Below are 26,840 nucleotides of genomic sequence, written 5' to 3' on the forward strand. Positions count from 1 at the left end.
AAGCAATGTCGTCAAACTCATCCCATTCAGGACGCCACTCAAGTACCCGTTCCAGCGCAGGGATAGAATCAGATGATCTAATCCGCCCTAAGGTCAACAAGACGTCACCGGGCTGCACATGGGCCTCCCTCAAGTCGAGAGCCGAGCTTAAGTGGGCAACATAGCGCGGCGAAGGAAACCGGTACGCCATTCCATTGTATGCCTCGAAGTTGTACCAATCCCTGGCCTTCAAGGTCGTTTCGAGTCCCCGATTCAGACACTCTTCTAGCTCTGACCGTCCCGCGAGGAGCTCCGCGCGCTCTCGCGCTGGTTTGTCACTCGTTACGATTGCATGGATCTCCCTGCACGAAACCTCCGGGCCGCTCACGGCATTCCTCCAACGGTGTAGTAGACGATCTGACTGTTGAAGAGCATAGAAGACCCCGTTCCCTTACCACGCAACCCGTAGGTGAGGTACTCGTCCGCTTCGGTCTTCACATGGACCTGGTTGACGTTACCCTTCTGCAGGACCGGTAGATACCCCAGCCCACGGCGGAGAAGTTCGCGTGACGGAGGGTCGTCTCGGCCACCGTTGTCGCGAAGAAGTTGCTCGGTGCCTGCCTGCGTGTAGATCGTGACAAGCACGTCGTAGGCTCCCGCTTTACTTTGAGGGATCCTGTCACGGATGTAACCAAGCTCCTTCGTCACGAAACTTTCGCCGTTCCGTGGATATATACCCCTGGCAGCGAATGAGGCGAACTCTTCGTTGGACATCGCTCGATAGAAGACCTCGTAGTCCCCGCTCTCTGGGTCAAACCCTGCCGGAGCCTGCACAGGCACGACGACGTCAGGCTGGTAGGGCCGGTCCGGAGCGGTGGTTGTACCCGGATTGATGACGATAGGCGGCTGTCTGTCGGCTTCGTCGAGTTGCTTCTGTACGCCCGGCGCGAGGCTGTCGGTGAGCGGTGGTGGGGCGACTGCGGTGTTCGCTCGGCGCTCGTTCTCCGCCTGACGTGCAGCTTCGGCAGCTGCCTTGAGAATTGCCTTGAGGATCGCGTCGGAGGGGCTCCCGCCGCCTCCGCCGGGGCCTCGCGGCGGTTGCCCCGGCTTCGGTTTGCAGGCGACGCCGCACTGGGGCTTGGTGTTCGGCAGCCGAACGTTGCCAACGCGTCCTCGTGCTCGGAGCTGGAGTGCTTCATTAATCTGGCTTACAGTCCCGTAAACGCTGATGATCTGCGCCGCAGTATTTACGTTGCCAACGCGGTTTCGCGCCTGGTTGATCGCATCCGAGGCTTTGTCAGCGACCCAGAGGCCTCCGGCCAGAGCGCTGAGAGCTGCCACCCCTTCGGCAATTCCCCAGACAATCGGTACCGCGCAGACCGGCAGACAGTGTCCGGTGGGGTCGGTGTTGATGAGCGGGTTGCTTGCACCGTAGGCGTACCGGTTTGCGTTTAGCTGGTCGCGAGGGTCGAGGGCGATCGTGTCGCGTGAGGTGAAGCCACCGGTCTGCGGGTCGTACCAGCGGGCGCCCATGTTGGTGTTGCCGCTGGTCGGGTCGGTGTATTGGTGCTGGTACCCGAGGGCGGTTTGGGTGCCGCCGGTGTTGGTGATTTCGCCGAAGGGGCTGTAGGCGCGCGATCCGTTGACCGCGCCTGTGGCTGGGTTGATCAGTGCGGTGAGGTCGGTGTGCAGGTCGGTCAGTGCCAGTGACGCTGCGGCGCCTTGCTTGGTGCCGAGGAGGTCGCCGCTGGGGGTGTAGGTGTAGCTGGTGGTGCCGTCGGTGGTGATGTTTTGGCTGGTGCCGGCGTAGCTGAGGGTGGTGGTGCCGGTGGTGACAAGCCGGTTGAGGGCGTCGTAGGTGTTGGTGGTGGTGCCGTCGGTGGTGAGTTGGTCGTAGGCGTTGAAGGTGAGTTGGGTGGTGACGCCGCCGGTGGTGCGGGTGTTGAGGGTGCCGCGGGCGGTGTAGGTGTAGCTGGTCGCGCCCTTGGTTTGGAGTTGGTTGCGTTCGTTGTAGGTGGCGGTGTCGGGGCCGTCGCGGGTGAGGTTGCCGGCGCCGTCCCAGCCGTAGTCGGTGGTGGTGTTGCCGACCGTCCAGGAGGTGAGGCGGCCGGCATCGTCGTAGCCGTAGGTGTTGGCGGCCGCGCCGGCGGTGCCGGTGGTGGTCTTGGAGGTGAGGTGGTCTTCGAGGTCGTAGCCGTAGCTGACCGAGGCGGTCACGGTGCCGCCGGGGGCGGTGATGGTGTCGCTGGTGAGCCGGCCGAGCGGGTCGTAGCTGAAGCCGCGGGTGGCGTTGCCGGTGCCGTAGCTGATGCTGGTGAGCTGGTCAGCGTTGTCGTAGCCGTAGCCGGCGATCGCGCCGGTGAGCGGGTCGGCGGCGGTGGCCAGGCGCCCGGCGGTGTCGTAGCCGTAGCTTGTGGTGCCGGCGGTGCTGGTGGCGGTGGCTAGCCGGTTGTCGTCGTCGTAGGTGGCGCTGGAGTCGCCGGACGGGCCGGTGGCCGAGATGAGGTTGCCCCGGTCGTCGTAGGCGTAGGTGTTGGTCCCGCCCGGCGCGGAGACCGTGCGCAGGTCACCGCGGGCGGTGTACGTGAAGGTGCGGTCCGGGGTCGCCACGGCCGCGCCGGTGCCGGTCTGCTTGGTGATGTTGCCGAGCGCGTCGTAGCTGTTGGTGATCACCACGCCGCCGGGCTTGGCCAGGCTGGCGAGCTGTCCGTTGCGGTCGTAGCTGGTGGTGTAGGTGCGGTCGGCGACGTTGGGGTGCTGGGCGGTGGTGGGTTCGATGGTGGATTCGGCCAGGTTCCACGGGGTGACGGTGAAGACCGTGGTGTGGTTGTTGCCGTCGGTGGAGCGGGTGATGTTGCCGGCGGCGTCGTAGCCGTAGCTGGTGGTGATCGACTCGGTGGCCGAGACCGGGCGGGTGACCGAGGTGAGGCGGTTGCCCGCGTCGAAGGTCTGGGTGGTGGTTTTGCCCAGGGCGTCGGTGGTGCTGGTCTGGTTGCCGGCGTTGTCGTAGCCGAAGCCGCGGGTGCGCAGCACCGTCCCCGCGCTGTCGAGGTCGGCGGTGCTGGTGAGGCGGCCGGCCCAGTCGTAGCTGGTGGTGGTCTTCTCCCCCAGCGGGTTGGTGACCGAGGTGATGCGCCCGGCGCCGTTGTAGGTGCTGGTGGTGGTCTTCCCGGCACCGGACACGACGGTGAGCTGGTTGCCCAGGTCGTCCCAGGTGGCCTTGGTGGTCACACCACTGGGCGTGGTGACCGAGGTCGGGTTGCCGAGGGTGTCGTAGGTGTAGTGGGTGGTCAGGTTCCGGGTGGGGGCGGGTTCGCGTTCGACGACGGTGCTGGTGATCTTGTTGCCGAGCTTGTCGTAGGTGGCGAAGGTTTGCGCCCCGGTGGGGTCGCTGGCGGAGAGTTGTTCGCCGAGCGGGTCGTAGGTGGCGATCCAGGTGCCGCCGGCCTGGCCGTAGAGGGCGGGTGGGTCGGTTTTGCGGCGCTGGTTGCCCAGTTCGTCGTAGCCGTAGGTGGTGGTGTTGCCGCGGCCGTCGGTGGTCGAGGTGACCTGGCCGGCGAGGTCGTAGCCGATGGAGCTGGTCGCGATGATCGGCTCGGTCGCGTCCGGCGGCGTGTAGGGCGGCAGGGTGGTGGCCGTGGGGCGCCCGGCGAGGTCGTAGTCGGTGTGGGTGACGTTGCCGTTGGGGTCCCGGACGTCGACGACTTCGCCGAAGGTGTTGTAGCCGGTGGTGGTGACCGGGGCGACGGTGGTGGCCGGTTGCCCGCCCGTTTCGACCGGCACCGGGGGTGCGGTGGTGGTGACGGAGCGGTCGTATTCGTCGTAGGTGGTGCTGGTGGTGTAGGCGGCGGGGTCACCACCGGGCACCGTGCCGCGCGGGTCGACGGTGGAGGTGATGTTGCCGCGCGGGTCGAGGGTGATCCAGGTGGTCAGGGATTCGGTGGGGCTGGTAGCCACGGCACGGCCGGTTTCGCGGCCGAAGGTGTCGTAGCCGTGGGTGATGTCGGCGACGGTGCTGCCGTCGGCGTTGCGGTGGATCTCCCGGGTCGGGTTCCCCAGCGCGTCCAGCGCGAGCGCGGTGGAGCGCAGCACGGTGGTGGTGCCGTCGCGGTCGGTGGTGCCCGCCACGAGACCGGCGCGGTCGTAGTCGGTGGTGGTGGAGTAGCGGCCCTCGGCCTTGGTGGCCACCGCGACCTGTCCGGTGCCGGTGTAGGTGTAGCGGGCGAGCTGCACGTCGCGGGTCTGGCCGGTGGCTGGGTCGGTGTAGCCGAGCAGCGTTTCGGTCGCGAGGGTGTTGTCGTTGTAGTAGGTGTAGGCGGTGGTGCGGCCCATCGCGTCCGTCACGCTGGCGAGGCGGCCGGCGGGGTCGTAGGCGCGGGACTCGAGCACCACGTCGCGGGCGGCGCCGCCGTCGCCGGTGAAGCCCTTCACCGTGCGGGTCGCGAGCTGGTGATGGGCGTCGGTGTAGGTCGCGGTGAACTCCACTCCGACCGGGTTGACGGTGCGGATGACGGCGCCGAAGGCGTCGTAGTTGGTGGTGGTCACGCCGCCGGCGGGGTCGGTGACGGTTTCGACGCGGGCGTAGGCGTCGTAGGTGTAGCTGGTGGTGCGGGCCGGGTCGTGGCCCGCCATGTCGTCGACCGTGGTCGAATCGAGGGTGCCGTCGGGGTTGTAGACCCAGGTGGTGCGCCGCTGGTGCGTGACGCCGGTGACGGCGTTGGTGGTTTCCGGGTCGATCTGCCCGACGAGGCGGTTGAGGTCGTCGTAGCCGTAGATGGTGACGTCTTCGGTGTCCCCGCCGGCGACGCTGACCTTCTTCACGGTCTGGCGGCCGAGGTCGTCGTAGCCGTAGTTGGTGACCGCGCCGGCCGAGTCGACGACCTGGGCGACGTCGCCACCGGAGGTGTAGCCGTACCAGGTGATCCCGCCCGCCGGGTTGGTGGTCGAGGCGAGCAGACCGGGCGGGGTGATACCGCCGCCAATGGCGTCTTCGGTGCCGTCGGTGTAGGTGTTGCTGGTGATCCGGGTGGCGCCGTCGTTCGTGGGCGGCTGCGTGACCGTGGCGACCTCACCGGTCGGGGTGTAGGTGTAGCTGGTGAGGAAGCGGTTGTCGGCCGCGGAATCGGAGCGGGCGTCGCGGTCCTCGGTCACCTTGTCGTTGCGCGGATCCAGCGGATCGGCGGTGTTGAGGTAATAGGAGCGGTAAGAGCTGTAGCAGTCGCTCGGCCCCGCCGCCCGGCACACCGTCCGCGACAACACGTTCCCGCGAGCATCGTTCGCGAGGGTGGTGGTGTGGCCGTTCTCGTCGATGACGCGGTTGAGGTAGCCGCCGGTGTCGTAGCCCAGGACCTTGGTTCCGCCGGTGGGTGTGGTGGTGGTGACCAGCCGGCCGCTGCGAGTGGGGTCGTAGGTGTAGGTGGTGACCTTGGCGGCGGGGTCGGTGGCCTGGATGGTGTAGGCGGCGACCTTGGCCGAGTAGTGCGTGCTGACGCTGGCCGAGTCCAGTGGCCGGTGGTAGAAGGCCACCTCGCCGATGGAGCCGCTGAAGTAGCTCCACGTCCCGGCGGGTTTGGCGGGCCAGTTCTGGTCGTTGACCGCGCCGGCGCCGATCAGGTCGTAGCGGTCGATGTTGTCGATGTCCCCGACCGCGGTGCCGGCCACGTTGCCGTCCAGGTAGAGGCGCTGGATGTCGCCGTCGCCGGAGAGCACGACGTGGTGCCACTTGCCGTCGTTGACAACCCCGGGGGTGACGATCCCGGCGACGTTGCCGTTCCAGAAGTGCCCGTACAGCTTGCCGTCCGTGCCCACGTACAGCACCGGCATCGCCCCGGACGGGTTCGCCGCGCCCGGCAGATTCGCCGCGCTGGTGGAGTACAGCACGCCTGGGCTGGTGGTCTGGAACCACATCTCGATCGCCAGCCGGGTGCGGCCCTGGGCCTGGCGGTCAGGGAGCCGGACGTAGGAGCTGGTGCCGTTGAAGGCGTAGCCGCTGGAACCGCGCATCACCGGGCTCGCCGCCGGCGCGGTGCCGGTCGAGGTGCCGGTGACGGTGGCCGGGTCGTTGACCGCGGTCGGGCTGTTGTTGGCGTCCTCCAGGCCCCACCACCCCACTGGGCCAGTGCCGCGCACCGCGTTGAGGTAGCTGGTCTTGGACGTGGTGGCGGTCCAGTGGGCCTGGACCTCAGCCGCGGGCAGGCTGCGCGAGTACAGGGCGATGTTGCTGACCGCGCCGGGCAGGTAGCCCCAGTCATTCGCGGGTCGGGCGGGCCAGGTCATGGTGTTGACCGCGCCGGCGCCGACGAACGCGTAGGGGTCGATGTTGGAGATCTCACCGGCCAGCGTGCCGACCGGTTGCCCGTCGAGGTAGAGGGTCTGGGTGTTGTGGTCGCCGGTGAGGGTGACGTGGTGCCAGGCGCCGTTGTTCACCGGGTTCGGGGTGACGATGCCCGTGGTGGAGCCGTTCCAGAAGTGCCCATACAGCTTCCCGTCCGTGCCCACATACAGCACCGGCATCGCGCCGCCCGGGTTCGCGGTGCCGGGGGTGTCGTTGCCCGTGGAGAACAGCACCCCGCCCGAGGTCGTGGTGGTGCGGAACAGCAGCTCGACCGAGATCTGGTTGGTGCCGTTCACCGCGTCGTCCGGGAGCCGGATGTAGCTGCCGGTGCCATCCAGCCACTGGCTCTGACTACCGGTGAACGGCCCCGGGGTGGTACCGCCCCCGCTGCCCCGCACATACGTCGCACGCGACAGCGTCGGATCGCCGCCGACGGTGGCGCCGCTGGTCTCGCCCAGCCGCCAGTTCGCGTGCGGGTCCGAATCGACAACGCTGGTGGCGTAGCGGAACCCGTCACCATCCACAGTCGGCTTGGTGTAGCTCGTCGTGCCGCCGTTGGCGTTGGTGTATTCCGCCACCCGGTCGTTGGCAGCGTTGTAGGTCAGGTGAGCGGCGACGCTGCCGCCGGGGCGGGTGATCGTGGTCAGCTGGTTGCTCGCCGCCCGTGCCGCGTAGTGCTCGGCCACCGTCGTCGCCCCGAGGGGCTGGTGGTAGAGCGCGACCTCGGCGATCGAGCCGGTGAAGTAGCTCCACGTCCCGGCCGGTTTCGCCGGCCAATCGCGGGTGGACACCGCGCCCACACCCACGAAGTTGTAGGGGTCGATGTTGGCCAGCTGCCCGGCCATCGAGCCGACAGCGGCCCCGTCCAGGTACAGGGTCTGAGTGTTCTGGGCACCGGAGAGCACGACGTGGTGCCACGCGCCGTCGGTCACCGTGTTCGGGGTAACGATTCCGTTGACGCTGCCGTTCCACAGATGCCCATACAGCTTGCCGTCCGTGCCCACATACAGCACCGGCATCGACCCGCCCGGGGTGGCGGCGCCAGGCTGATCGTTACCGGTGGAGAACAGGACTCCGCCGGCGGTGGTTGTCTTGAACCACAGCTCGATGCCGATGTAGTGCGAGTTGCGCACCAGATCATCCGGCAGGCGCGCGAAGCTCGCGGTGCCGTTGAACCCGGCCGCGCTGGTGGGGCTCCCGGCCAGCGGACCGGCCTGCCCCCAGGCCACGTCGGTCGCGGTGGCGTCGGCAGTGCCCCAGAAACCAGGCTGGTCGCTGACCGCCGTCGTGCCGGTCGTCTCGGCCAGGCGCCAGTACCCGCGCGGATTGGCATCCATGGCAACCGTCCGGTAGTGCGAGCCGGACGTGTAGTCGTAGGTGGTGCAGGCCTGCAGCGGGTCGCACACCTGCGTCAACCGGTCACCGTCATAGACGTAAGACCACGTCAGCTGCGGATCCGGATGCGTGGTCACCGACGTGACGTGCGCCCCGGTCCACACGAACGACAGGGACCGGCCAGACGCGGCATCGGTCGCCGTCGCCAGCTTCCCAGCCCCGTCATAGGTCAGCGTCTGGGCACGGCCGGCCGCGTCCTTCATCGAGGTCAGCTTGCCGCTGGCGTCGAAGGTGTACTGGCTGCCGTCCTTCGTCCGCAGCGTCCACCCCCCACCCGTAACCGCGAGCAGTGTGGCGAACTGGCCCGGTGGCGCCGCGTAACTGCCGTCCGGGTTCTTCCCGAACCGTGACTGCTGACCGTTCATCCACGTCAGCACCACGTTGCCGCTGCCATCCGTATCCGGATCCAACCGGGTGTCCCAGCGGGAGGCCCAGCCCTCACCGAACGCGCCGTCGTTGCGCGGGTCGAGACTGTTGTAGGTACGCACCACCGACAACGCCGGTCCCACTGCGGCGACCGAGGCATCCGTCACCGGCGTGGTGAAGTTCGCGACACCCGGATCCACCCCGCCACCGTCCACAGACGACAAGTGGCTGGTGATCGCCGGCTGCGGCACTCGGGTCGACAGGTAGGAACCGCCGCTCCACAAGCTTTCCGTCTGGCGGTCACCGACCTGACCCTGCCAGATGTAGGTCTTCGACCACGTCATCCAGCCCGCCGGCACCGACCACACCGGAGAGTCGATCCACCCGCTGTCCTGGCAGTTGGCGGCGTCGTCCGCCTCGCAGATCTTGAAGTGGTAGTTCACACCCTGCCCGGGATAGACATCCCGGTCATGCCCACTCATCGCCAGCGTCGGCGTCAGCGTGGTCGAGTTGTAGTTACTCGGCGGCGCCATCGAATCGATGACCGGCGTCTGGTTGGCGATGGTGAATGTCACCGGGCCCGACATTGGGACGTTCTCCCAAGAGAACCGGCCGTATCCCACGTTGTCCATGTCCCACCGCAGTGTGTAACCACCGGGCGGCAACGATTTGATCTTCGCGTTGAGCGTGACGGTCTGCCCAGGGGCGACGTCGTAGGGCATCTTCGTCCACGCCGTCATCTCCGCCGGGAGCTCGTTGCCGTTGGCGTCCCACAACCGGTAACCCAACGCGTAGTTGTTGTTCGGGCTCCACACGTCCCGACCACCGTTGGTGACCGTCACAGCCATGGTGCCGTCGGTGGACGAGGTGACCACCGGGTCCATCGCCCCGACGCTGTAGGTGGCCCAATAAGCCGTGAAGGTGATCTCCAGGAACGGCGGGTTGGCCGAGGCAGCGGAGGCGAACTTCTTCCACCCGTTGCTGTCGGTCTCCGACGCCCGGATCGTCAGGCCGTTGTTCGGCGCGCCGTGCGTCCAGCCGTGCACCAGATCACGACCGGCATCCCCGAGCGGAATCTTGACCCACCGGTAACCGCACGCGTCGCTGTTGCCGAACGCGAAGCTGGCCCGGGCGATCTCCCCACCGAATGCCGGGCCAGGATAGGTTTTGGCACCGCCGACCGACCACCCCTGCGTGACCGGATAGATCATCACGTCGCTGGGGGTGCACGAGTAGGACCACGTCTCGTACAGGTTGAGATCGACGCCCTGGATGTAGTTCCCGGCGAGATCGGAGGACACCGAGTCGAACTTCAGGTATGCGGCGGCCTTGTTCCCACCGCCGTTGTAGGTGCCGACGCTGAGCTGGGGATCGCCCGAGTTGTCGGCGTTGAACGGGGACTGCACGAAGGTGCTGCCGTTGGTGTTCTTCCCGACGGTGGGGTCGACCATGACCGGGAACACACGGGCGGGGTCGGCGAGCCAGGCCTGGTCGACGCTCACACGCAACACCGGCTGGGCCGAGTCGCCCACGAGGGCATAGGTCACCCCAGTCGAGCGAGCGCCCTCACCCGAGCGCGGGTCGATCGCCGAGTCCTCCATGAAGCCGGGCGGGATGGTGGCCCGCACCGCGCCAGCCGTATCGGTCAACTGCACCGCCCCGCCAGCGTCCAGCGTCGCCGTCAGACCGTTGAGTTGCAGCGGAAACTCCCACACCGTGGGGGCGTCCTTGGACTTCAGCAGGATCGTTTCCTTGACCCCGGACGGGGTCGCCTGCAGATGAAGATCCGCGTTCGGGCGAGCGTCGCGATAGGTGACGGCGTCACCGGCGACCTCCGCCGCCGCAGCCCTCGCCTGTGCCACGCCAAAGCCCATCGAGGTGCCACCATCCAGCGGCACCGACGCAACCTGCCCCGCATCCGCCGTCGCGGCGAACCGCTTCGTGCCCGCCTCCGCCTTGGTCCGGAAGGTGGAACCATCGCGGACCAGGCCAGTGTCGATCTTCTCCCACGATCCGTCAGACTTCTGATAGAACGCCTGGCTCTGGTACTTGCGCAGGGTCATCGTGCCGTCGGCATTGCGAAAAAGCTGGCGGTCGGCCGACCGCTTGCTCACTTCCTCGCGACTGGTCGCGGCGTCGAAGCCCTCGAGTGGTTCCTCAGCCTCGGGGGCGCCGACCTGCACGGTGGTGCGGCCGACCTCCGCATCGCTCAGCCCCGGAGAAGGGAACCGCTCGTCTGGCGCGAGACCAGGGGCCGGTTTCGCGTTGTGCCCGCCAGCGCCCGTGGTCGCGCTGGTTGCCTCAGACGGTGCGTCGTGGCTGCGGCCTTCTGCCGTGCCCCATTCCTGCTGGGGGACGCTGCCGCTCGCCGCCAAGGCCGCCGGGGTGCCCGGCAACACGGAGACCAAGCCTGCGGCGAGGACCACAACCATGATCCAGATCAGGCACCGATGACCCCACAGCACCGCAGCGCGCACCATCTCGTACACCCCTCACGCAGCCCAGAGCCACGGCATACTAATTGCCATAGGAATAGGCGGAAGCAACAACAATGCCTTTTCGAACAGCGGTGGTCGCACAACTCTCGCGGCCTCCGCCTCAAGCAGGCCCACGGACGATATATGGCGCACCCTTGCGAACGTTTCACCCGAGACCGAACCGTGATCAACGCACGGGCAGGCGGCGTCGAACTGCCCTGGACGGTCGCTTACCGACAGTGCCGCTCCAGTGTGATCTACTCCACCGGATCACCACTGGAATTAGGACATTCGAGTGAGACCGCAAACACGACCGCTCACAACCAGCGCCGTGCCGCCCGGAACAACCCGAACGACTGGGCCAACTTCGCGATTCCATCGCAGCGCGACGCCCTACGGTCTGGAACTTTCCACCTTGCTACGACAAGAGGGAATGAGCCACCACCGTGTGCGACGTCACCTTTCGCACGCGGAAGTAGCTTACTCGTCGTTATTGCTCCGTTCGGCGTAGTGCCAATTTCCACAACCGAGGAGTAACGGAACGCATCCCGACGCGATATAGGCAGCGTTTTTCGTTACGTCATCGGTGAGGGGTTGCGTCGTGTCCGTGTCTCTGCTCAATCGTGTTTCCCGCAAGGCCGCGGCCGCGTTGCCCGCCGGACTGGTGCAGCTGGCGGTGCGGGTACGCGAGGTGGTCGCGCCGCAGCCCTGGCCCTGGGATGAGGCCGCCGTGCGACTGCACCGCATGGAAAAACGCGGACGCGGCCCGCTGCCCTACCCGCATTACCTCTACGGCCTGATCGCCGCCGCCCGCACCGCCCGCGCCCTCCGCACCGAGGCGTTCACCGCGCTGGAGTTCGGCGTCGCCGGCGGCAACGGCCTGCGCGCCCTCGAGGACCACGCCGACCTCATCCAACATTGGTACGGCATCCGCGTCCACGTGGTGGGCCTCGACTCCGGTGCCGGACTCCTGCCCGCCAGCGACCCCCGCGACTGCGGTTTCGCCCTGCACTCGGGCGCCTTCGCCATGGACGAAACCGCCCTGCGCGCCCGCCTGCGGCACGCCGAACTCGTCCTCGGCGACGTCACCCACACCACCGCACCACTGATGCAGCGCATCGACAGCGGAGACCTGCCACCCCTGGGATTCGTCGCCCACGACCTCGACGTCTACACCGGCACTCACGCAGCCCTCGACGCCATGACACTCCTCGCCCCGGACCGCACCCTCCCCCGCGTGCCCATGTACTTCGACGACCTCACCGGCTACCCCTACACCACCGAAACCGGCGAACGCGCCGCCATCACCGCCTTCAACGCCAAACACGACACCCGCCGCATCGGCCAGGTCGAAAACCTCGAGAAGACCCTCGGCGGCAGCTCCCGCTTCGCCACCTGGCCCCGTCACATCTTCGTCTTGCACACCTTCGACCACCCCCACTACAACGCGCCCGAACCCATCACCGGCCTCCCCGACCTCTCCCTGCGGGACAACCCCCGCGACTGGAGCTGATCACGCAACGGGCACTTGCAGAAGAGTGGGTCGACCTCAGTGGGACGGATCCTTCGTACGGTGTGGCAGATCCGTTCGGAAATCCTGCGCGACTACCGCCGCGCCGTACACACCCTCGCCCACATCGTCCCCGCATCACCCACCTCGCAACATCCGTCTCCTCGTGGGAGAAACACCAGTGACACCAACCAAGCCACAAAGTGCAGGCTGCGTAGGAGAACTTGGATACCACGTACGATCACTGAGTGGCGGACTCAACACACGACTGGCTTCCTCAGCGCCATCTCGGCGTCGCCGCGACGCTGGCACATGCTGACGAGCTGATCGGGGAGATCAGCGACCTGCTTTTCGATTACCAGACACAGGCGGAAGGCTTGTTCGGTCTGCGCGAAGTTCCGGCGGGCCCAGTCAGCCGAACCGTCGTCGACCGCGTGGCTCCGATCCCACGCAGGGTGCCGTTGCTCGTGGCTGACGCACTGGTGACGTTGCGGGCGGCCCTCGAGCATGCGCTGTTCGCCGAGGTCGAGTTTCTGGACGGTGCACCACTCGACGAGAAGGCCGCCAGACTCGTCGAGATGCCGGCGTCGGACACCTACGAGAAGTTCGAGGAGTGGACGAGGAAACGAGCCCGCAACGGCCCTGCGGCTCTCCGAGAGGGCAGCGAACTACTTCGACGTATCGCCGGCCTGCAGCCCTTCCACCGGCAGGTAGAACCGCAGATGCACCCGCTGGCCCGACAGGTGCTCCATACAAACCATGCGAAGCACCGGACGCCTGCGATTACCGCGGTCCGCTTGGCTGCCATGTACAAGGACGATCAGAGACCTCGTTCGGTTCGCGACCTGCCGCCACAGCCCGAGAAACCGCTGCGTATCGGTGACGTCATCGCAGAGACCCCGATCAGCACAAGGGTCCCCGTCACTCTGTTTCCGACAGTGGGGATCAACCGGCCCGGCACGGACCGGTGGCCTGTTCTGATGCGGGAGCTTGATGAGATCTCCCGCTGGGTTCGCCTCCAAGCGGCGCCGCGCCTGATCACAGGTACGGAGCCGCCCGAGCCAGCGCTTCCGGCACGCTACGAGATCGGAGTTGGTCACGAGGACGAACGCCGTGCGATAGCAGCAGGGTCAGCTGTATCAGCCGCCGATCGCCACGCACAGCGCCTCGGTGCTGCGTCCGCTAGGACCGATCTGATTGGTCTTCTCGGCCAGGACGATGGATCCCCGAGCCACCAACAGGTGTCGGCATGGCTGGCTCAACTGGCCGACGAAGAGGTGCTGAGCAAAGTCTCGATGCTTAAGATGACACACGACTACGACCCGCTTGTTATACGTCACAATGCCGAAGTTTTGGCACGCATACGCGAGGCAGTCTTGAACTTCGCCCGCAGCGACTAGCCTCCCGAAGAACGAAGGATGAGGTGTTCGCCGCCAGCGTCGACAGGTAATGGATCGCGGGTCCGGTGCTTACCCCCAAGAAAGATCGATCGCCAGGGCGCGTGATCGAGGATCACACCGGGGATCACTTGTCCGAGAGCGAGTGCGCTCGGACTCTCGTCCTGTCCATGAACTTGTCCATGAACCCAAGCCCACTCCTGCCACGGACGCGACCAAACGCGCACCTGATGCCTGTCCTGCCTGCAGGTTCTCCTCCTGCTGGGTGATTTCGGACTCTCATAATCCCTTGGCCGCGGGTTCGAGCCCCGCCCGGCCCACCGGTTCTGACCAGCGAAAACAACTTCAGACGATCAACCGAAGTTGATCATGGGTGCGAGTATCCGAGGGTGATGGCTCGAACACGCCTTGAAGCCCGCCAGCGCGGCCGCATCGAGCAGCGCGGCGACAGCCTCCGAGTGGTGCTCTACGCCGGCATCGACCCAGTCACCGGCCGTCGTTCTTACCTGCGCGAGACGATCAAGGGCTCCGACGACGCCGCATGGCGCAAGGCCGCCGAGACGCACTTCAGGCGAGAGGTGCGACCACTACGGCAACATCGTCCCACGGCTCGACACCAAAGCGCGTGGCCCCACCGGACCGAACCCGAGGCAGACCTTCTTCAGACAGTTCCCTCGCACCCCGCCGACGGAGGATGCACCGACACCGTGCGCCGACCAAGTGATTGCCGCGAGCTCCATTGAACCGCGATCGGGACGTGTGGGCTTCGCCATGGGGCAAGTGAGAACCAAGAGTGCACCCAGGCCCGGCAGCTACCACGCGGTCGCCGAGTGCACGAGCGCCAGGTACGCCTATGGAAGCTGGGAACGGCTGGAAGCTCCGGGCAGCCCACCGCCAATTGCGGCAACGTGCGTCCGATCTCGGCCAGCGTCGGCCTGGGCCAGTCACAGGCACGCAGCCCGGGTACCACTGGAATCCACCACTGCGGGATCAGGCCCGTGGTCGGCCTGTCAGCTCCACAGGAGCTGGCCGCCGGCGAGCATTCCGGTCACGCTGGTGATCGCTGTTGCGACGAGCAGCACCCGCGGCCCCACCGCACGGCGCGGGAACAGCCCGGCCCACCCCGCGAGCACCGCCAAGACCAGCGAGCAGAACCCGGCGAGCAGACCGGGCGCGGACCTTTCGATCAGCCCGGCCCGCAGCAGCACGACGGCGGCCACCGCGGCGGACAGCGCCGTCCGCCGCCACGCCAGCGCCGTCCGCTCCGGCTGCAGCCCCGGGTCCCGCTCGCTCACGGCCGGTGGGTCAGCACGACGAACACCACGACCAAACCGGTGAGTGCCGCGATCGTGCCCATCGCGGCCGGTAGCCAGTCCACCGGCAGCGGCCGCTGGTGCCGCATCGCCCGCTGGACCGTCGCCCACCGCCGGTGGGCGAAGGCCGCCAGCACGGTACCTGCCACCGCCAGCAAAACCGCCAGCCCGGTACGCAACCAGGCCACCGAAAACGACGGCACCAACTGCGCCAACGCGACCGCACCGGCGATCAACGCCAACGCCGTGCGCAGCCACGCCAAGAACGTCCGCTCGTTGGCGAGGGTGAACCGGTAGTCCGGCTCCTCCCCCTCCTCGTACCAGCGGGGCGTCACGATTCGGCCAGGAACGCCCGGTAGGTACCGAGCAACGGATCGCCGGTGGCGTCCAGCCAGGCGAGCAGCTCCCGCCGCGCCGCGGCCAGGTCCTCCCCGTACGCGGGGTCCGCGGCGAGGTTGGCCAGCGAATGCGGGTCGGCCCGCAGGTCGTAGAGCTCCTCCGGGGCGCGGTGCAGGTAGAAGCCAACCCGGTCACCACCCGCTTCGACCATCGCCGGCCAGGTCAGGCCCAGCATGTTCTCGGCGCGGTACTCGCGAACGCCGTCGGACCAGGCGTTCCAGATGTAGCCGAACCGGGCGTCCTGGCGGCAGCGCATCTCGAACCGGCCTTTCGCGGCCGTCTCGTGGAACACCGTGTGCACCGCGTCGCGCCCGTCCTGCGGTTCCCCGCGCAGCAGCGGAAGCAGGCTCTGTCCGTCCACTCCAGACGGTACGGGCACCTCGGCGGCCGCGCAGAAGGTCGGGAAGAGGTCCAGCGCCGACACGAACGCCGTGTCCTCACCCGTGCCGGGCCGGGTGACGCCCGGCCAGCGCACGATCAACGGCGTCCGGCTGCTCTGCAGGTAGCAGTTGGCCTTGGCGAACGGAACCGCGATCCCGTTGTCGGAAAGGAAGACGACGAGCGTGTCCGTCGCGTCCACGGCCCCGAGGACGGCGGCCACCACGTCGTCGCAGCGCCGGGACGAGCTGAGGTACTCGCGGTACTCCTGCCGCACGGCGGGCAGGTCCGGCAGGAAACCGGGCACCCCGACGTCGTCCTCGGGCCCGAACACCCGCGACGGCGCCGGGTACGTCGCGCGGGCTTCGGCGGGAAACCGCTCCTGCTCGGCCTGGCTGCCGGAGTAGGGCCGGTGTGGATCGTGCGCGTTCGCCATCAGGAACCACGGCCTGCCCTGCTCGGCCGCCTCGGCGACGAAGGCCGCCGAAGCCTCGCCGTAGGCCGCGGGGCTGCGGCCCATGCCCAGCTCGCGCATGCCCCGCGTGAAGTCCCAGCCGAACCGCTCGACCGGTTGCAGGTGGTCGACCTTGCCGAGGATCCCGCAGAAGTAGCCGGCTTCGCGCAGCACCTCGGTCAGAACCGGGACGCCGTCGGCGATCGGTTCGAAGCCCTGCGCGCCGTTGCGGTGCGGCCAGCGGCCGGTCATGATCGCCGACCGGCTGGGCTGGCACACCGCGACAGCGACGTGCGCCCGCCCGAACGTCATGCCTTCGGAGGCGAGCCGATCGAGGGTGGGGGTGACGCCCGCCGGGCCGCCGAAACAGCCCGGCGTGTCGCCGCCCATGTCGTCGGCGGTGATCAGCAGGATGTTCGGCGGCATCACGCACTCCCGATCCGCAGGGTGGCGCGGACGTCCCCGAGGCCGCGGGCGAGCAGCAGCTCCCCGTCCGGTGGCAGCTCCACCCAGTTCCCGCTCTCCCAGCGGCGCCGCAGCCGCGGATCCCCGGTCACTTCGACCCGCGCGCTCTGCCCGGGTTCGAGGGTCGCGGCGCCCCACCCGACGAGCCGCACGGGTTGCCGTTCGTCCGCCGGGCGGAAGTACACCTGGACGACCTCGCGGCTGGTGCGGCCGCCCGTGTTGGTGACGGTGACCGCGACCTGGTGGCCGTTGTCGTCCAGCACGGCGGCGTCCGAGTAGTCCCAGGTCGAGTAGCCGAGGCCGTGGCCGAACCAGAACGCCGGCGCAGGCGCTCGGCCTGCCTCGTGGCCGCGGTAGCCGATGAACGGGCCTTCGGCGTACTCGAGCCGGCCGTCCACCGGCGTCACCGACCACGCGGGAGACGCGCCGTCCGCCGCGGGGAAGGTCGTCACCAGGCGCCCGGCGGGTTCGAGGTCGCCGAGCAACGCGGCCGCGACGGCGTGGCCACCCTCCTGTCCCGGCAGACCGGCCCAGAGCACGGCGTCCACCTGCTCCAGCCACGGCATCAGCACCGGGGTGCCGGCGTTCACGACGACCACGGTCCGGCGGGCGGCGGCCGCGACCGCACGCACGAGGTCGTCCTGCGCGCCGGGCAGCCGCAACGTCGTCTTGTCCACCGCCTCGGTTTCCTGCTCCTCGGTCAGCCCGACGACGACCACGGCCACGTCGGCGGCGCGCGCGGCGGCCACCGCCCGGCCGACCGCCTCGGTCACGTCCTCCGGGGCCGGGCGCGCGACCAGCCCGTACCGGCCCCGGCCGCCGGGCTCGAGGGTGACCTCGGCTTCGAGCAGCGCGCCCGGCTCGACATCGACGAGCAGGGTGTCACCCGGTGGCCGCAAGACCGCTTCGCCGACGTCGCCACTGGTGAGCCCCAGCTCGAACCGGCCGGTCCGGCCGCCGGCGCGCACTTCCCACCTACCGACGCCGATACCGCCGACCAGCATTCGCCCGCCTCGCGGCAGTCGCGCGGACAACCGGACGGCTCGCGGCGCCTCGGGCAGGTCGTCGTCGATCCCGATCATCGTGCTCGTCGCCGCGAGATCGCGTTCGCCGAGCAGCGAGCCGTCGGCCGCGTGCAGCGTCACGCGCATGCCGGGCTCGCCGGTCGACGGGTGGACGGCGAACTCCGGCCCGGCCGGGACCGGACGCTCCCGGACCTCCACGCCGTCGACGACGGTGACCGCGTCGCCGAGCAGCTCGGTCAGCCCCTCGGCGACGCTCACCTGGTACGGCGGGTTCACCTGCGCCGAGCCGCCGCCCATGTCGACGGTGTCGACGGCGTGCCGGCCGACCAGCGCGACCGTCGTTTCGCGTCGCAGCGGCAGGACGCCGTCGTTCGTCAGCACCGTCATGCCTTCGGCCGCCAGCCGGGTCAGCTGCGCCCGCCGGGCCGGGCTGTCCGGCGCGGGAACTTCGCGGGCAGGCCGCGGGGTGCTGACGCGTTCGGCGAGCAGCAGCAGGCGGCCGAGGTGGTCGTCGATCACGGCCTCGTCGACTTCACCGGCCTTCACGGCGTCGACGAGCCGGTCTCCCCACGGCCCGACCGGACCGGGCATCACCAGGTCCAGTCCGGCGTTGGCCGACGGGGCCGTGCTCGTGGTGGCCCACCAGTCGGACACGACCAGCCCGCGGTAGCCCCACTCCCCCTTCACGATCTCGGTGAGCACGTGCCGCTGCTCCGTGGCGGGGGTGCCGTTGACCCGGTTGTAGGCCGCCATGATCGACCACGCGTCCGCGTCGGCGACCGCGATCTCGAACGGCAGCAGGTACACCTCGCGCAAGGTCGCTTCGTCGACGACGCTGTCGACGGTGTGCCGCTCGGTCTCGGACTCGTTGGCCACCAGGTGCTTCAGGCACGCACCGACCCCGTGGTCCTGCAGGCCCCGGACGTACGCGGCGGCGAGCGCCCCGGACAGCAGCGGGTCCTCGGAGTACGCCTCGAACAGGCGGCCGCCGAGCGGGCTGCGGTGCAGGTTGATCGTCGGCCCGAGCACGACGTGGATGCCCTGCGCCGAGGCCTCTTCGGCCAGCATACGCCCGACTTCGTAAGCAGTGCCGGTGTTCCACGCCGACGCCAGGAGCGTCGCGTTGGGGAACAACGTGACCGCCGGGCCGCCGGAGAACGTCAGGCCGCGGACCCCGGTGGGCCCGTCCGACAGGCGCAGCTCGGGCAGCCCGATCGCGGGCTCCGGGCGCAGGGTGAACATGCTCGCGCCGGTCAGGAGCGCGACCTTGGCCGGCAGGTCCAGCGCACTGTCCACAGTGGAAGTCATCGGAAACCTCTCGGTCAGGCGGGGTCGGCGGCCGCGATCATCTTGTCCCAGGCCGCGTGCCGCTCGGGCGTCCACGCGACGTCCGAAGCGTGCCAGGACACCGGAGTCGCTCCGGTCGCGGTCGAGAGCCGTTCGGCGAGGTCGTCGGCAAGGTGGCCACGCCCGGTTGCGCGCAGATGTTCCTGGTACCGCACAGGGTCGTTGTAGTAGACCGGCCCGACCTGCAGCGTCGTCTGCATCGGATCGGGCAGCGCGCCTGGACGCCCCGCGTAGGTGTGCAGCCACTCCGCCAGGTACGTCCGCATCCGCGCGGCCAGCTCCGGCTCCTTGTCGAGCAGGTCGGTGGTGAGGTGCGGATCGGCGGTGACGTCGAACAGCTGCTCCCACTCCGCGCGGAACGCCCCGGGGTGGTAGGTGCGGATGTAGAGGTGGTCGCGGGTGCGGACCGACCGCTGGTAGGTGTGGGCGCCGTGGCCCAGCACGAGATACGGCCGCGACGGGATCTCGGCGCCGCGGACGGCGTCGGCGAACGAGGTTCCCTGCCAGCCACGGGGAATCGGAACGCCGAGCAGGTCACAGATCGTGGGTGCGAAGTCGATGTTGTAGAGCAACGCGTCGCAGTGGCGCGCGTCGTCGGGCAGCTGATCGGTGACGCCGGGCCAGTAGACGACCAGGGGCAACCGGTGGACCGGCTCGTTGGCCAGCCCGTGCTCGGCGTAGGAACCGTTCTCACCGAAGGATTCGCCGTGGTCGGCGCTGACGATGATCGCCGTCTCCCCGGCGATGCCGAGTTCGTCCAAGGTGGCCAGAAGCTCGCCGAAGAGGCTGTCCCAGTACATGATCGTGCCGTCGAATCCGTTGATCAGGTGCTCGAAGTCGGCGCGGGTGCGGATCGCCTCGGGCATGGTGTCCGGGTACGGCGACTTGCGCGGGCCCACCGAATAGTGCAGGTCCAGCGCGCTGCGGGGCCCATAGACCTCGGCGTGCCCGTCGATCGCCTCCTGATCCGGCCAGGCCGGCGCCGGACCGGACGCGGCGGCCCGCTCGGTCCACTCCTTTCCGGTGAGGTACGGGGTGTGCGGCTCCCAGTAGGTCAGGTGCAGGTACCAGTCGTCCTCGTGCGCGTGCCGGCGGATCCAGTCCAGCCCCACGCGGTTGATCTCCCGGCCGTCCTCGTCGTTGATCTCGTCGGTGGCCCGGATCGACTCGCGGAAGTTGCCCAGGAAGTGGTAGGCGCGGTGCCGTTCGGCGAACATCGAGACGGCGGCGGTGTAGTGGCCGTGCTGCCCGAGGCGCTGGCCGAGCAGCGGCCGGTCCGGGTGCGGGGCGTGGCCGGAGTCGAGCCGGAACCGGGCGGCTTCGCCGAAGTGGCCGATGACGCCGTTCGTGATGCCGAACTGCCCGCTGGTCATGGCGGTGCGGGAGGGCAGGCATGGCGAGTCGGAGCAGTAGTAGCGGTCGAACACCACTCCCTTGTCGGCCAGTGCCTGCAGGTTCGGCGTGGTGGGCCGGTGGTAGCCGTACGGCTGCGTGTGGTCGGCGCGGAGCGTGTCGACGTCGACGTAGATGACGCGCATGGGAACCCTTCTCGTGGCGGCGGTCAGCCGGGATCGCGGGCGCAGCGGAACCCGGTGTTGCCACCGGAGCTGTCGGGGGTGTTGTGCGAGCGGGCGGCGACGCGGTAGCGGTTGCAGTAGGAGACGTGGCAGAGGTAGGAACCACCGCGCGTCACGCGGTCGGTCCCCGTCGACGGCCCGATCGGGTCTCGCGCCCGGGGCGGGTGGTCGGTGCCCCAGCGGTCGGCGCACCACTCCCAGACGTTGCCGGCCATGTTGTGCAGGCCGAAGTCGTTGGGCGGGAACGCGTCCACCGGCGCGGTGCCGGCGTAGCCGTCTTCGGCCGTGTCGGTGATCGGGAAGCGGCCCTGCCAGATGTTGGCCAGGTGGCGGCCGCCCGGGTTCAGTTCGTCGCCCCAGGGGTAGCGGCGCTGGTCGTGCCCGCCGCGGGCGGCGTACTCCCACTCCGCCTCGGTCGGCAGCCGCTTGCCGGCCCACGCGGCGTACGCGCCGGCGTCGTGCCACGACACGTGGACCACCGGGTGGTCGCCGCGACCGCTCAGGTCGCTGCCGGGGCCTTCGGGCCGCCGCCAGTCGGCGCCGGTCACCGCGGCCCACCACGGCGTGACATCCGGGCGGGGTGAGATCCGGCGCAGCTCCCGGTCCAGGAACCGGACGAACACGTAGGACCAGCCGATGCGCTCGGCCTCCGTGACGTATCCCGTGTCCGCGACGAAGGCGGCGAAGTCGTCGTTCGACACCGCGTACCGGTCGATCAGGAACGGGGACAGCTCGACGGTCCGGACCGGGCCCTCGCCGTCGGCTGGGAAGCCTTCGGCGTCGTCGGTGCCCATGCGGAACTCCCCGCCCGGCAAGGCCACCATCCCGTCGGTGGACCCCGGCCGAGTCGGCAGCGGCGCCACCGGGGTCTCGTGCGAGCCGGGCGACCGGCCCGGGGTGCAGCAGCTCATGCGACCGCTCCGGTGCGGGCGAGTTCCCCGGCGAAGTGGCAGGCGGCCAGCTGCCCGCCTTCGGTCGGGGTGAGTTCGGGGTCCTTCTCGGCGCAGACCGTCCGGTCCGGACGGTGCAGCGGGCCGATCGGGCAGCGGGTGCGGAACCGGCACCCGCTCGGCGGGTCCTTGGGGCTGGGCAGGTCACCGCCGAGGACGATCCGCTCGCGGGTCCGCCCGCCCGTGTCCGGCACGGGCGATGACGCCAGCAATGCGGCGGTGTACGGGTGCTGCGGCGACGAGTAGACGGCTTCGGCGTCTCCGATTTCGACGAACCGGCCGAGGTACATGACCGCGACCCGGTCCGACAGGTGCCGCACCACCGACAGGTCGTGGGCGATGAACAGGTAGCCGAGGTCGAACTCGTCGCGCAGCGATTCCAGCAGGTTGATGATCTGGGCCTGGATCGAGACGTCCAACGCGGACACCGGTTCGTCGAGGACCAGCAGCTTCGGCCGGGCCGCCAGGGCCCGGGCGATCCCGACGCGCTGGCGCTGCCCGCCGGAGAACGCGTGCGGGTACCGGTCGAGGTGCCGTTCGTCGAGCCCGACCCGCTCGACCAGCCGCACCACTTCCGCCGCCCGCTCCGCCGCCGGCATGCCGCGGACGGCGAGGGCCTCGTCGAGCGACTGGCGGATCGTGCGACGGGGGTTCAGCGACGCGTAGGGGTCCTGGAACACGTACTGGACGGTGTCGCGCAGGTGCGGCGAACCCGCGGGTTCCTTGGGGCCGAGGGTGTGTTCTCCGACCCGGATGGTGCCGGCCGCGGCGGTGTTGATGCCGACGATCGTCCGCGCCAGCGTCGACTTCCCGCACCCGGACTCGCCGACCAGTCCGACCGTCTCGCCGCTGGACACGGTCAGCCCGACACCGTCGACCGCGTACACCGGGCGGTGCCGGCGGAACAGGCCGGTGCGCTCGGCGTTGACGTCCACCTTCAGGTCGGTGATGTCCAGCAGTGGCACCGGAATCCGCTCGCGGCGGACGGCGGCCGCGGCGGGCGGGCGCATCGGCGGGATCGCCGAACCTGCCTGCGTGACGTGGCAGGCGGCCAGGTGCCCGTCGCCCCGCGACACGAGCGCGGGCACCTCGCGGGTGCAGACGTCTTCCTTCAGGCGGCAGCGCGGGTGGAAGGCGCAGCCGCTCGGCAGGCGCGCGGGGTCGGGCGGGGCGCCCGGGATCGACGGCAGCCGGCGGCCGGTGGACACCTCGTCGACCCGGGGCATCGCCGCGAGCAGGTCCGCGGTGTAGGGCAGTTCGGGCCGCTCGAAGATCGCCGCGACCGGGCCGCGTTCCATCACCCGGCCGCCGTACATGACGACGACCTCGTCACACATCTCGGCGACCACACCCATGTCGTGGGTGATCATCAGGACGGCGATGCCCAGTTCGTCGCGCAGCTTGCCCAGCAGCCGCAGGATCTGCGCCTGGACGGTGACGTCGAGCGCCGTGGTCGGCTCGTCCGCGATCAGCAGCGACGGCGAGCTCGCCAGTGCCACCGCGATCACGACGCGCTGGCGCATGCCGCCGGAGAACTGGTGCGGGTAGTCGTCGATCCGCCGGTCGGAGTCCGGGATGCCGACCTGGTGCAGCAGCTCGCGGGCACGTTCCCGCGCGGGCCGCTTGGCGGTGCCGTGCACGATCAGCGCTTCGGCGATCTGGTCGCCGACGGTCATCGCCGGGTTCAGCGCCGACTGCGGGTCCTGGAACACCATCGCGATCTCGCGGCCGCGCAGCTCGCGCATCCGCTTCTCCGGCAGGGCGAGCAGATCCGCGCCCCGGTACCGGACTTCGCCGCCGGCGATCCGCCCGGGCGGGCGGACCATCCGCAGGATCGAGCGAGCCGTGACGGACTTGCCGGACCCGGATTCGCCGACGATGCCGACGACCTGGCCGGGCCGGACCGAGAACGTCACGTCGTTGACGGCGTGCACGACCCCGGCCGGGGTGTCGAAGTGGGTGCGCAGGCCGCGCACGTCCAGCAGGGTCTCAGTGGTCATCGCCGGGTCGCCGCCTCGTTGAGCGCGTCGGACAGGAGGGTGAAGGCGAGCGCGAGCAGCAGGAGCACGAGCCCCGGCCCGAGCACGTAGGTCGGCAGCGTGCTGACGTACCGCGCGCCGACGTTGAGCATCGCGCCGAGCGACGGGTTCGGCGGGTTGATCCCGAGCCCGACGATGCTCAGCCCGGCCTCGATGAAGATGGCCACCACCATGAACACCGTGGCCTGCACGAGGATCGGGTCGGTCACGTTCGGCAGGATGTGGCGCACCAGCACCTTCGGCCGGGACACGCCGAGCACCCGGGCCGCGAGCACGTATTCCCGCTGCTGCTGGGCGAGCAGGCCCGCCCGGGCGAGCCTGCCGAAGCCGGGCAGCCCGGCGATCACGATGGCGACGAACAGCGACGTCCAGCCTGCCCCGATCATCAGCACGATCATGATGCCGAGGATCAGACCGGGGAAACCGAGGATGATGTCGAGCAGCCGCTGTGTCGCCGAGCCGAGCAGTTTCGACAGGTAGCCGGAGAGGCCGAGCAGCGTGCCGAGCACCATGCTCACCGGCACCGCGGTGAGGATCAGGCTCAGGTCCGTGCGCAGCCCGTAGATCGTCCGGACCAGGATGTCCCGGCCGAACTCGTCGGTGCCCAGCAGGTGGGCCGCGGACGGGCCGGTGAGGGCGTCGCGGGCCTGCTGGTCGTAGCCGCCGGGCGCGAGGACCGGGGCGAGCACGGCGACGGCGACGAGCAGCGCGAGCAGCACCGCGGCCGCGATCCCCTTCGGAGTGCGGAACGCCTTCGCGTACCGGACGAACGTACCGCCCCGCTCGGGTTTGCGCGCGGTCTTCGGCGCGGCGACGGCGGCCGCCGCGACGGGCCCGGTGAGTGTCCTTTTCGGAATGTCCATGGTCACTGCCCCAATCGGATGCGGGGGTCGAGCGCCGCGAGGGCGATTTCGGTGAGCAGCTGGGCCAGGACCGCGATGAACACCGTGCCGACGATGAGCACCTGGACGACCGCGTAGTCGGCGTTCTGCGCGCCGGACACGGCCAGCTGGCCCAGCCCGTTGCGGGCGAAGATCGCCTCGATGACGACGGCGCCGGCGAGCAGGTCGCCGAACCGGATGCCGATCGCCACCACGGCCGGGCCGAGGCTGTTGCGCAGGACGTGCCGGACGCTGATCCGCCGCGACGGCACGCCCTTCGCGACCGCCAGGTCGACGAAGTCCTCCTGGCGCACGCCGACCATCGACGTCTGGACCAGCCGCGCCACGCCGGCCGACATGGGCAGCGCGAGCGCCAGCGCGGGCAGCAGCAGGTACTGCAACCCGATGGAGGGATTGTCCAGCACCGGCGTCTCGCCGCTGATCGGCAGCAGCCGCACGGCCACCCCGAAGACGAGGATCAGCAGCAGGCCGACCAGGAACGGCGGGGCGGCCAGCAGACCGGTGTTCGCGCCGCCGATGAGGGTGCGCGCCCAGCGGCTGCGGGCCGAACCGGCGAGGACGCCGAGGCCGATGCCGAACACGACGAGGAACACCCCGGCCAGCACGGCCAGCTCGACCGTGCTTTCGAGCCGGTCGCCGATCAGCTCGGCGACCGGCCTGCCGTACTGGAAGGACTGCCCGAGGTCGCCGGTGAACAGGCCGCCGAGCCAGTGCAGGTACTGCGTCACCCACGGCTGGTCGAGGCCGAGCTGGGCGCGGATCGCGGCGATCGTCTGCGCGGACGCGTCCGGGCCTGCGATCACCGCGGCGGGGTCGCCCGGTGCCAGGCGCGGCAGCAGGAAGGCGATCACGCTCGTGGCCAGCAGCACCAGCACGATCGACGGGAGGCGGCGGAGGAGGAACCGGCTCATCGGACCAGGCACGTTTCCCGGGACAGCAGCCCGCCGGAGGTGAAGGTGGTACCGCCGACCGCCGTGGAGCGGACCATGATGCCCGGCGTCGTGACGACCACGTGCTGGACGGCCTGGTCGAGCATGTAGGCGGTCAGGTCGTGCACGGCCTTGGCCGCGTCCGGGCCGCTTCCGGCCTCGACGAGACCCTGCACCAGTGCGGTGTACTCGGGGCTGCCGAACTGCCGGTGGGCGCCCTGCAGCCGCACGTCCGGGTTGGTCTGCGCGATCAGCGACGGGGTGTCGGCGACGCCGCGGAAGGACAGGTAGTTCCCGCCCTTCTGCGCCGCCAGCCGCGCCTGGTAGTCCGGCGCCGCCAGCGCGACGAGGTTCGGTTTGAGGCCGACATCGGTCAGGTTGTTCGCGATGATCTGGTATTCGGCCTGCAGCTGCGGGTTGTTGATGATGGTGATCGGCACCGCGGCGCCGGTCGCCCCGGCCTGCTGGATCAGCTGACGGGCCTTGGCCGGGTCGTACCGGTAGGTGTTCTCGAGGTCCTTCGGGTAGGTGTCGCCCGGCGGCCAGATGAGGCCCGCGGTGGTGCCCAGCCCGCCGAAGACCTGCTGCTTGATCCGGTCCCGGTCGATCGCGTAGCCCACGGCCTGCCGGACGGTCTTGTCCGCGAAGACGCCGCTGGTCGTGTCGAGGACGAGCGAGTACGCCGCCTGCAGGGTGTTCTGAAGCTGGAACTGGTCGCCTTGGCGGGTCACGGTCTGCGCGTCCTGCGTGGTGAGGCCCCCGGCGAGCTGGGCCCGCGAGGAGCGCAGTGCGGCCAGCTGCGCGGTCGAGTCCGGGATGACGACGTTCTCGATCCGGTCCAGGTGCGGCAGGCCCTGCTGCCAGTACTTGTCGTTGCGCACCAGCACGATCTGGGAGCCCGGCTGGTACTCCTCGACCTTGAACGGGCCGGTCCCGATGATCTTGCTGCCGTCGGCGAGGCCCGCGTAGGTCTCCGAATCGACGATCGGGGTGTCATCGAGGACGCTCGCGAGCACCGGCGACAAGGCCGTCTTCGAGCGGATCGTCACCTCGTGGTCACCGGTAGCCTCGATCTGCCAGCCACCGATGATCTGCTTGTCGATCGAGGGGCTGGCCGGGGTGAGGGCCTGCTCGAACGTGTACAGCACGTCCGCCGCGGTGAAGGGACGTCCACTGTGGAAGGTGACGCCCTGGCGCAGCGTCAGCACGGCGCTGCGGTCGTCGGCTCCCAGCTTCCACGCGGAGGCCAGCAGTGGTTCCGGGTTCTTGACGTCGCCGTTCTTCACCGCGAGCAGCGTTTCGAAGACACCACGGACCCAGAACAGGTTCGCCGCGCCCTGGGCGAGGATGCGGCCGGGGATCGGGGGTTGGGCGTTCGCCACGACGAGGGTGCCGCCGGGGCGGCAGGCGGCCGTCGACGAACCGGACGCCGCCTGCTGCTGCAGGTCCACAGCGGACTGGCAGCCGGCCACCAGGACGGCCGACAAGGTCAGCAGGAGGGCACCGCGGATTCTGGATACGCCTGAGCGCATGGAAGGACTCCTCGTTGAGTCAGGATTCGCCGGCGCGTTTCGCACACGCGGCGACCGGACCGTCAGCGGCCG

Annotated in this window: 13 protein-coding genes; 2 read left to right on the forward strand and 11 right to left on the reverse strand. The window is 69.4% G+C overall.

The window, feature by feature from the left end:
* Positions 1-363 precede the first annotated feature (363 nt).
* Positions 364-10,137, reverse strand: coding sequence for a LamG-like jellyroll fold domain-containing protein (locus tag L2C96_RS44520; protein ID WP_272882787.1), 9,774 nt, complete (start codon positions 10,135-10,137; stop codon positions 364-366).
* 1,015 nt (positions 10,138-11,152) lie between these two features.
* On the opposite strand from L2C96_RS44520, the gene L2C96_RS17735 reads away from it, so the two are divergent.
* Entirely contained in the window at positions 11,153-12,064 is a 912-nt protein-coding gene (locus L2C96_RS17735; protein WP_237337007.1) for a hypothetical protein, read from the forward strand.
* A 245-nt stretch (positions 12,065-12,309) separates the two neighbouring features.
* Positions 12,310-13,461: a hypothetical protein gene (locus L2C96_RS17740; protein ID WP_237337008.1), complete on the forward strand. Its 1,152-nt coding sequence runs from the start codon at positions 12,310-12,312 to the stop codon at positions 13,459-13,461.
* Positions 13,462-14,468: 1,007 nt separating this feature from the next.
* On the opposite strand, the gene L2C96_RS17745 is transcribed toward L2C96_RS17740, so the two are convergent.
* Genes L2C96_RS17745 through L2C96_RS17790 form a run of 10 tightly spaced genes read right to left on the reverse strand, consistent with a single transcriptional unit; the run spans position 14,469 to position 26,768 of the window.
* Complete coding sequence (locus L2C96_RS17745; protein WP_237337009.1) at positions 14,469-14,753, reverse strand: DUF202 domain-containing protein; 285 nt, start codon at positions 14,751-14,753, stop codon at positions 14,469-14,471.
* The gene (locus L2C96_RS17750) at positions 14,750-15,106 is read right to left on the reverse strand and encodes a YidH family protein (RefSeq protein WP_237337010.1); all 357 of its coding nucleotides are present in this window, start codon (positions 15,104-15,106) and stop codon (positions 14,750-14,752) included. The genes L2C96_RS17745 and L2C96_RS17750 overlap by 4 nt, the downstream gene beginning before the upstream one ends.
* On the reverse strand, positions 15,103-16,428 hold the full coding sequence (locus tag L2C96_RS17755; protein ID WP_237337011.1) for a sulfatase family protein: 1,326 nt from the start codon (positions 16,426-16,428) through the stop codon (positions 15,103-15,105). The genes L2C96_RS17750 and L2C96_RS17755 overlap by 4 nt, the downstream gene beginning before the upstream one ends.
* Positions 16,428-18,800: a beta-glucosidase gene (locus tag L2C96_RS17760; protein WP_237337012.1), complete on the reverse strand. Its 2,373-nt coding sequence runs from the start codon at positions 18,798-18,800 to the stop codon at positions 16,428-16,430. Before L2C96_RS17760 ends, L2C96_RS17755 begins: the two co-directional genes overlap by 1 nt.
* A gap of 14 nt (positions 18,801-18,814) precedes the next feature.
* Positions 18,815-20,377 carry a sulfatase family protein gene (locus tag L2C96_RS17765; protein ID WP_020418669.1) on the reverse strand — a complete coding sequence of 521 codons (1,563 nt, stop codon included), beginning with the start codon at positions 20,375-20,377 and terminating at the stop codon, positions 18,815-18,817.
* Between the two features lie 23 nt (positions 20,378-20,400).
* Positions 20,401-21,327 (reverse strand): formylglycine-generating enzyme family protein, encoded by a 927-nt coding sequence (locus L2C96_RS17770; protein ID WP_020418668.1) that lies wholly within the window; start codon positions 21,325-21,327, stop codon positions 20,401-20,403.
* A complete protein-coding gene (locus L2C96_RS17775; RefSeq protein WP_237337013.1) occupies positions 21,324-23,366 on the reverse strand; it encodes an ABC transporter ATP-binding protein in 2,043 nt (680 codons plus the stop codon). Before L2C96_RS17775 ends, L2C96_RS17770 begins: the two co-directional genes overlap by 4 nt.
* Entirely contained in the window at positions 23,363-24,268 is a 906-nt protein-coding gene (locus tag L2C96_RS17780; protein ID WP_237337014.1) for an ABC transporter permease, read from the reverse strand. The genes L2C96_RS17775 and L2C96_RS17780 overlap by 4 nt, the downstream gene beginning before the upstream one ends.
* A 2-nt stretch (positions 24,269-24,270) precedes the next feature.
* Positions 24,271-25,218 carry an ABC transporter permease gene (locus L2C96_RS17785; protein ID WP_020418665.1) on the reverse strand — a complete coding sequence of 316 codons (948 nt, stop codon included), beginning with the start codon at positions 25,216-25,218 and terminating at the stop codon, positions 24,271-24,273.
* The gene (locus L2C96_RS17790) at positions 25,215-26,768 is read right to left on the reverse strand and encodes an ABC transporter substrate-binding protein (RefSeq protein WP_237337015.1); all 1,554 of its coding nucleotides are present in this window, start codon (positions 26,766-26,768) and stop codon (positions 25,215-25,217) included. The genes L2C96_RS17785 and L2C96_RS17790 overlap by 4 nt, the downstream gene beginning before the upstream one ends.
* Between the last annotated feature and the right edge of the window lie 72 nt (positions 26,769-26,840).

Origin of the sequence: Amycolatopsis tucumanensis (genome assembly GCF_021654135.1) — a bacterium.
Taxonomy (GTDB): Bacteria; Actinomycetota; Actinomycetes; order Mycobacteriales; family Pseudonocardiaceae; genus Amycolatopsis_E; species Amycolatopsis_E tucumanensis.

Excerpts from the sequence above, each read along its gene's own strand:
- L2C96_RS17760 (WP_237337012.1), bottom strand. The coding sequence starts at position 18,800 with ATGACTTCCACTGTGGACAGTGCGCTGGACCTGCCGGCCAAGGTCGCG.
- L2C96_RS17790 (WP_237337015.1), bottom strand. The coding sequence starts at position 26,768 with ATGCGCTCAGGCGTATCCAGAATCCGCGGTGCCCTCCTGCTGACCTTG.
- L2C96_RS17755 (WP_237337011.1), bottom strand. The coding sequence starts at position 16,428 with ATGCCGCCGAACATCCTGCTGATCACCGCCGACGACATGGGCGGCGAC.
- L2C96_RS17765 (WP_020418669.1), bottom strand. The coding sequence starts at position 20,377 with ATGCGCGTCATCTACGTCGACGTCGACACGCTCCGCGCCGACCACACG.
- L2C96_RS44520 (WP_272882787.1), bottom strand. The coding sequence starts at position 10,137 with ATGACCCTGCGCAAGTACCAGAGCCAGGCGTTCTATCAGAAGTCTGAC.
- L2C96_RS17780 (WP_237337014.1), bottom strand. The coding sequence starts at position 24,268 with ATGGACATTCCGAAAAGGACACTCACCGGGCCCGTCGCGGCGGCCGCC.
- L2C96_RS17770 (WP_020418668.1), bottom strand. The coding sequence starts at position 21,327 with ATGAGCTGCTGCACCCCGGGCCGGTCGCCCGGCTCGCACGAGACCCCG.
- L2C96_RS17775 (WP_237337013.1), bottom strand. The coding sequence starts at position 23,366 with ATGACCACTGAGACCCTGCTGGACGTGCGCGGCCTGCGCACCCACTTC.
- L2C96_RS17785 (WP_020418665.1), bottom strand. The coding sequence starts at position 25,218 with ATGAGCCGGTTCCTCCTCCGCCGCCTCCCGTCGATCGTGCTGGTGCTG.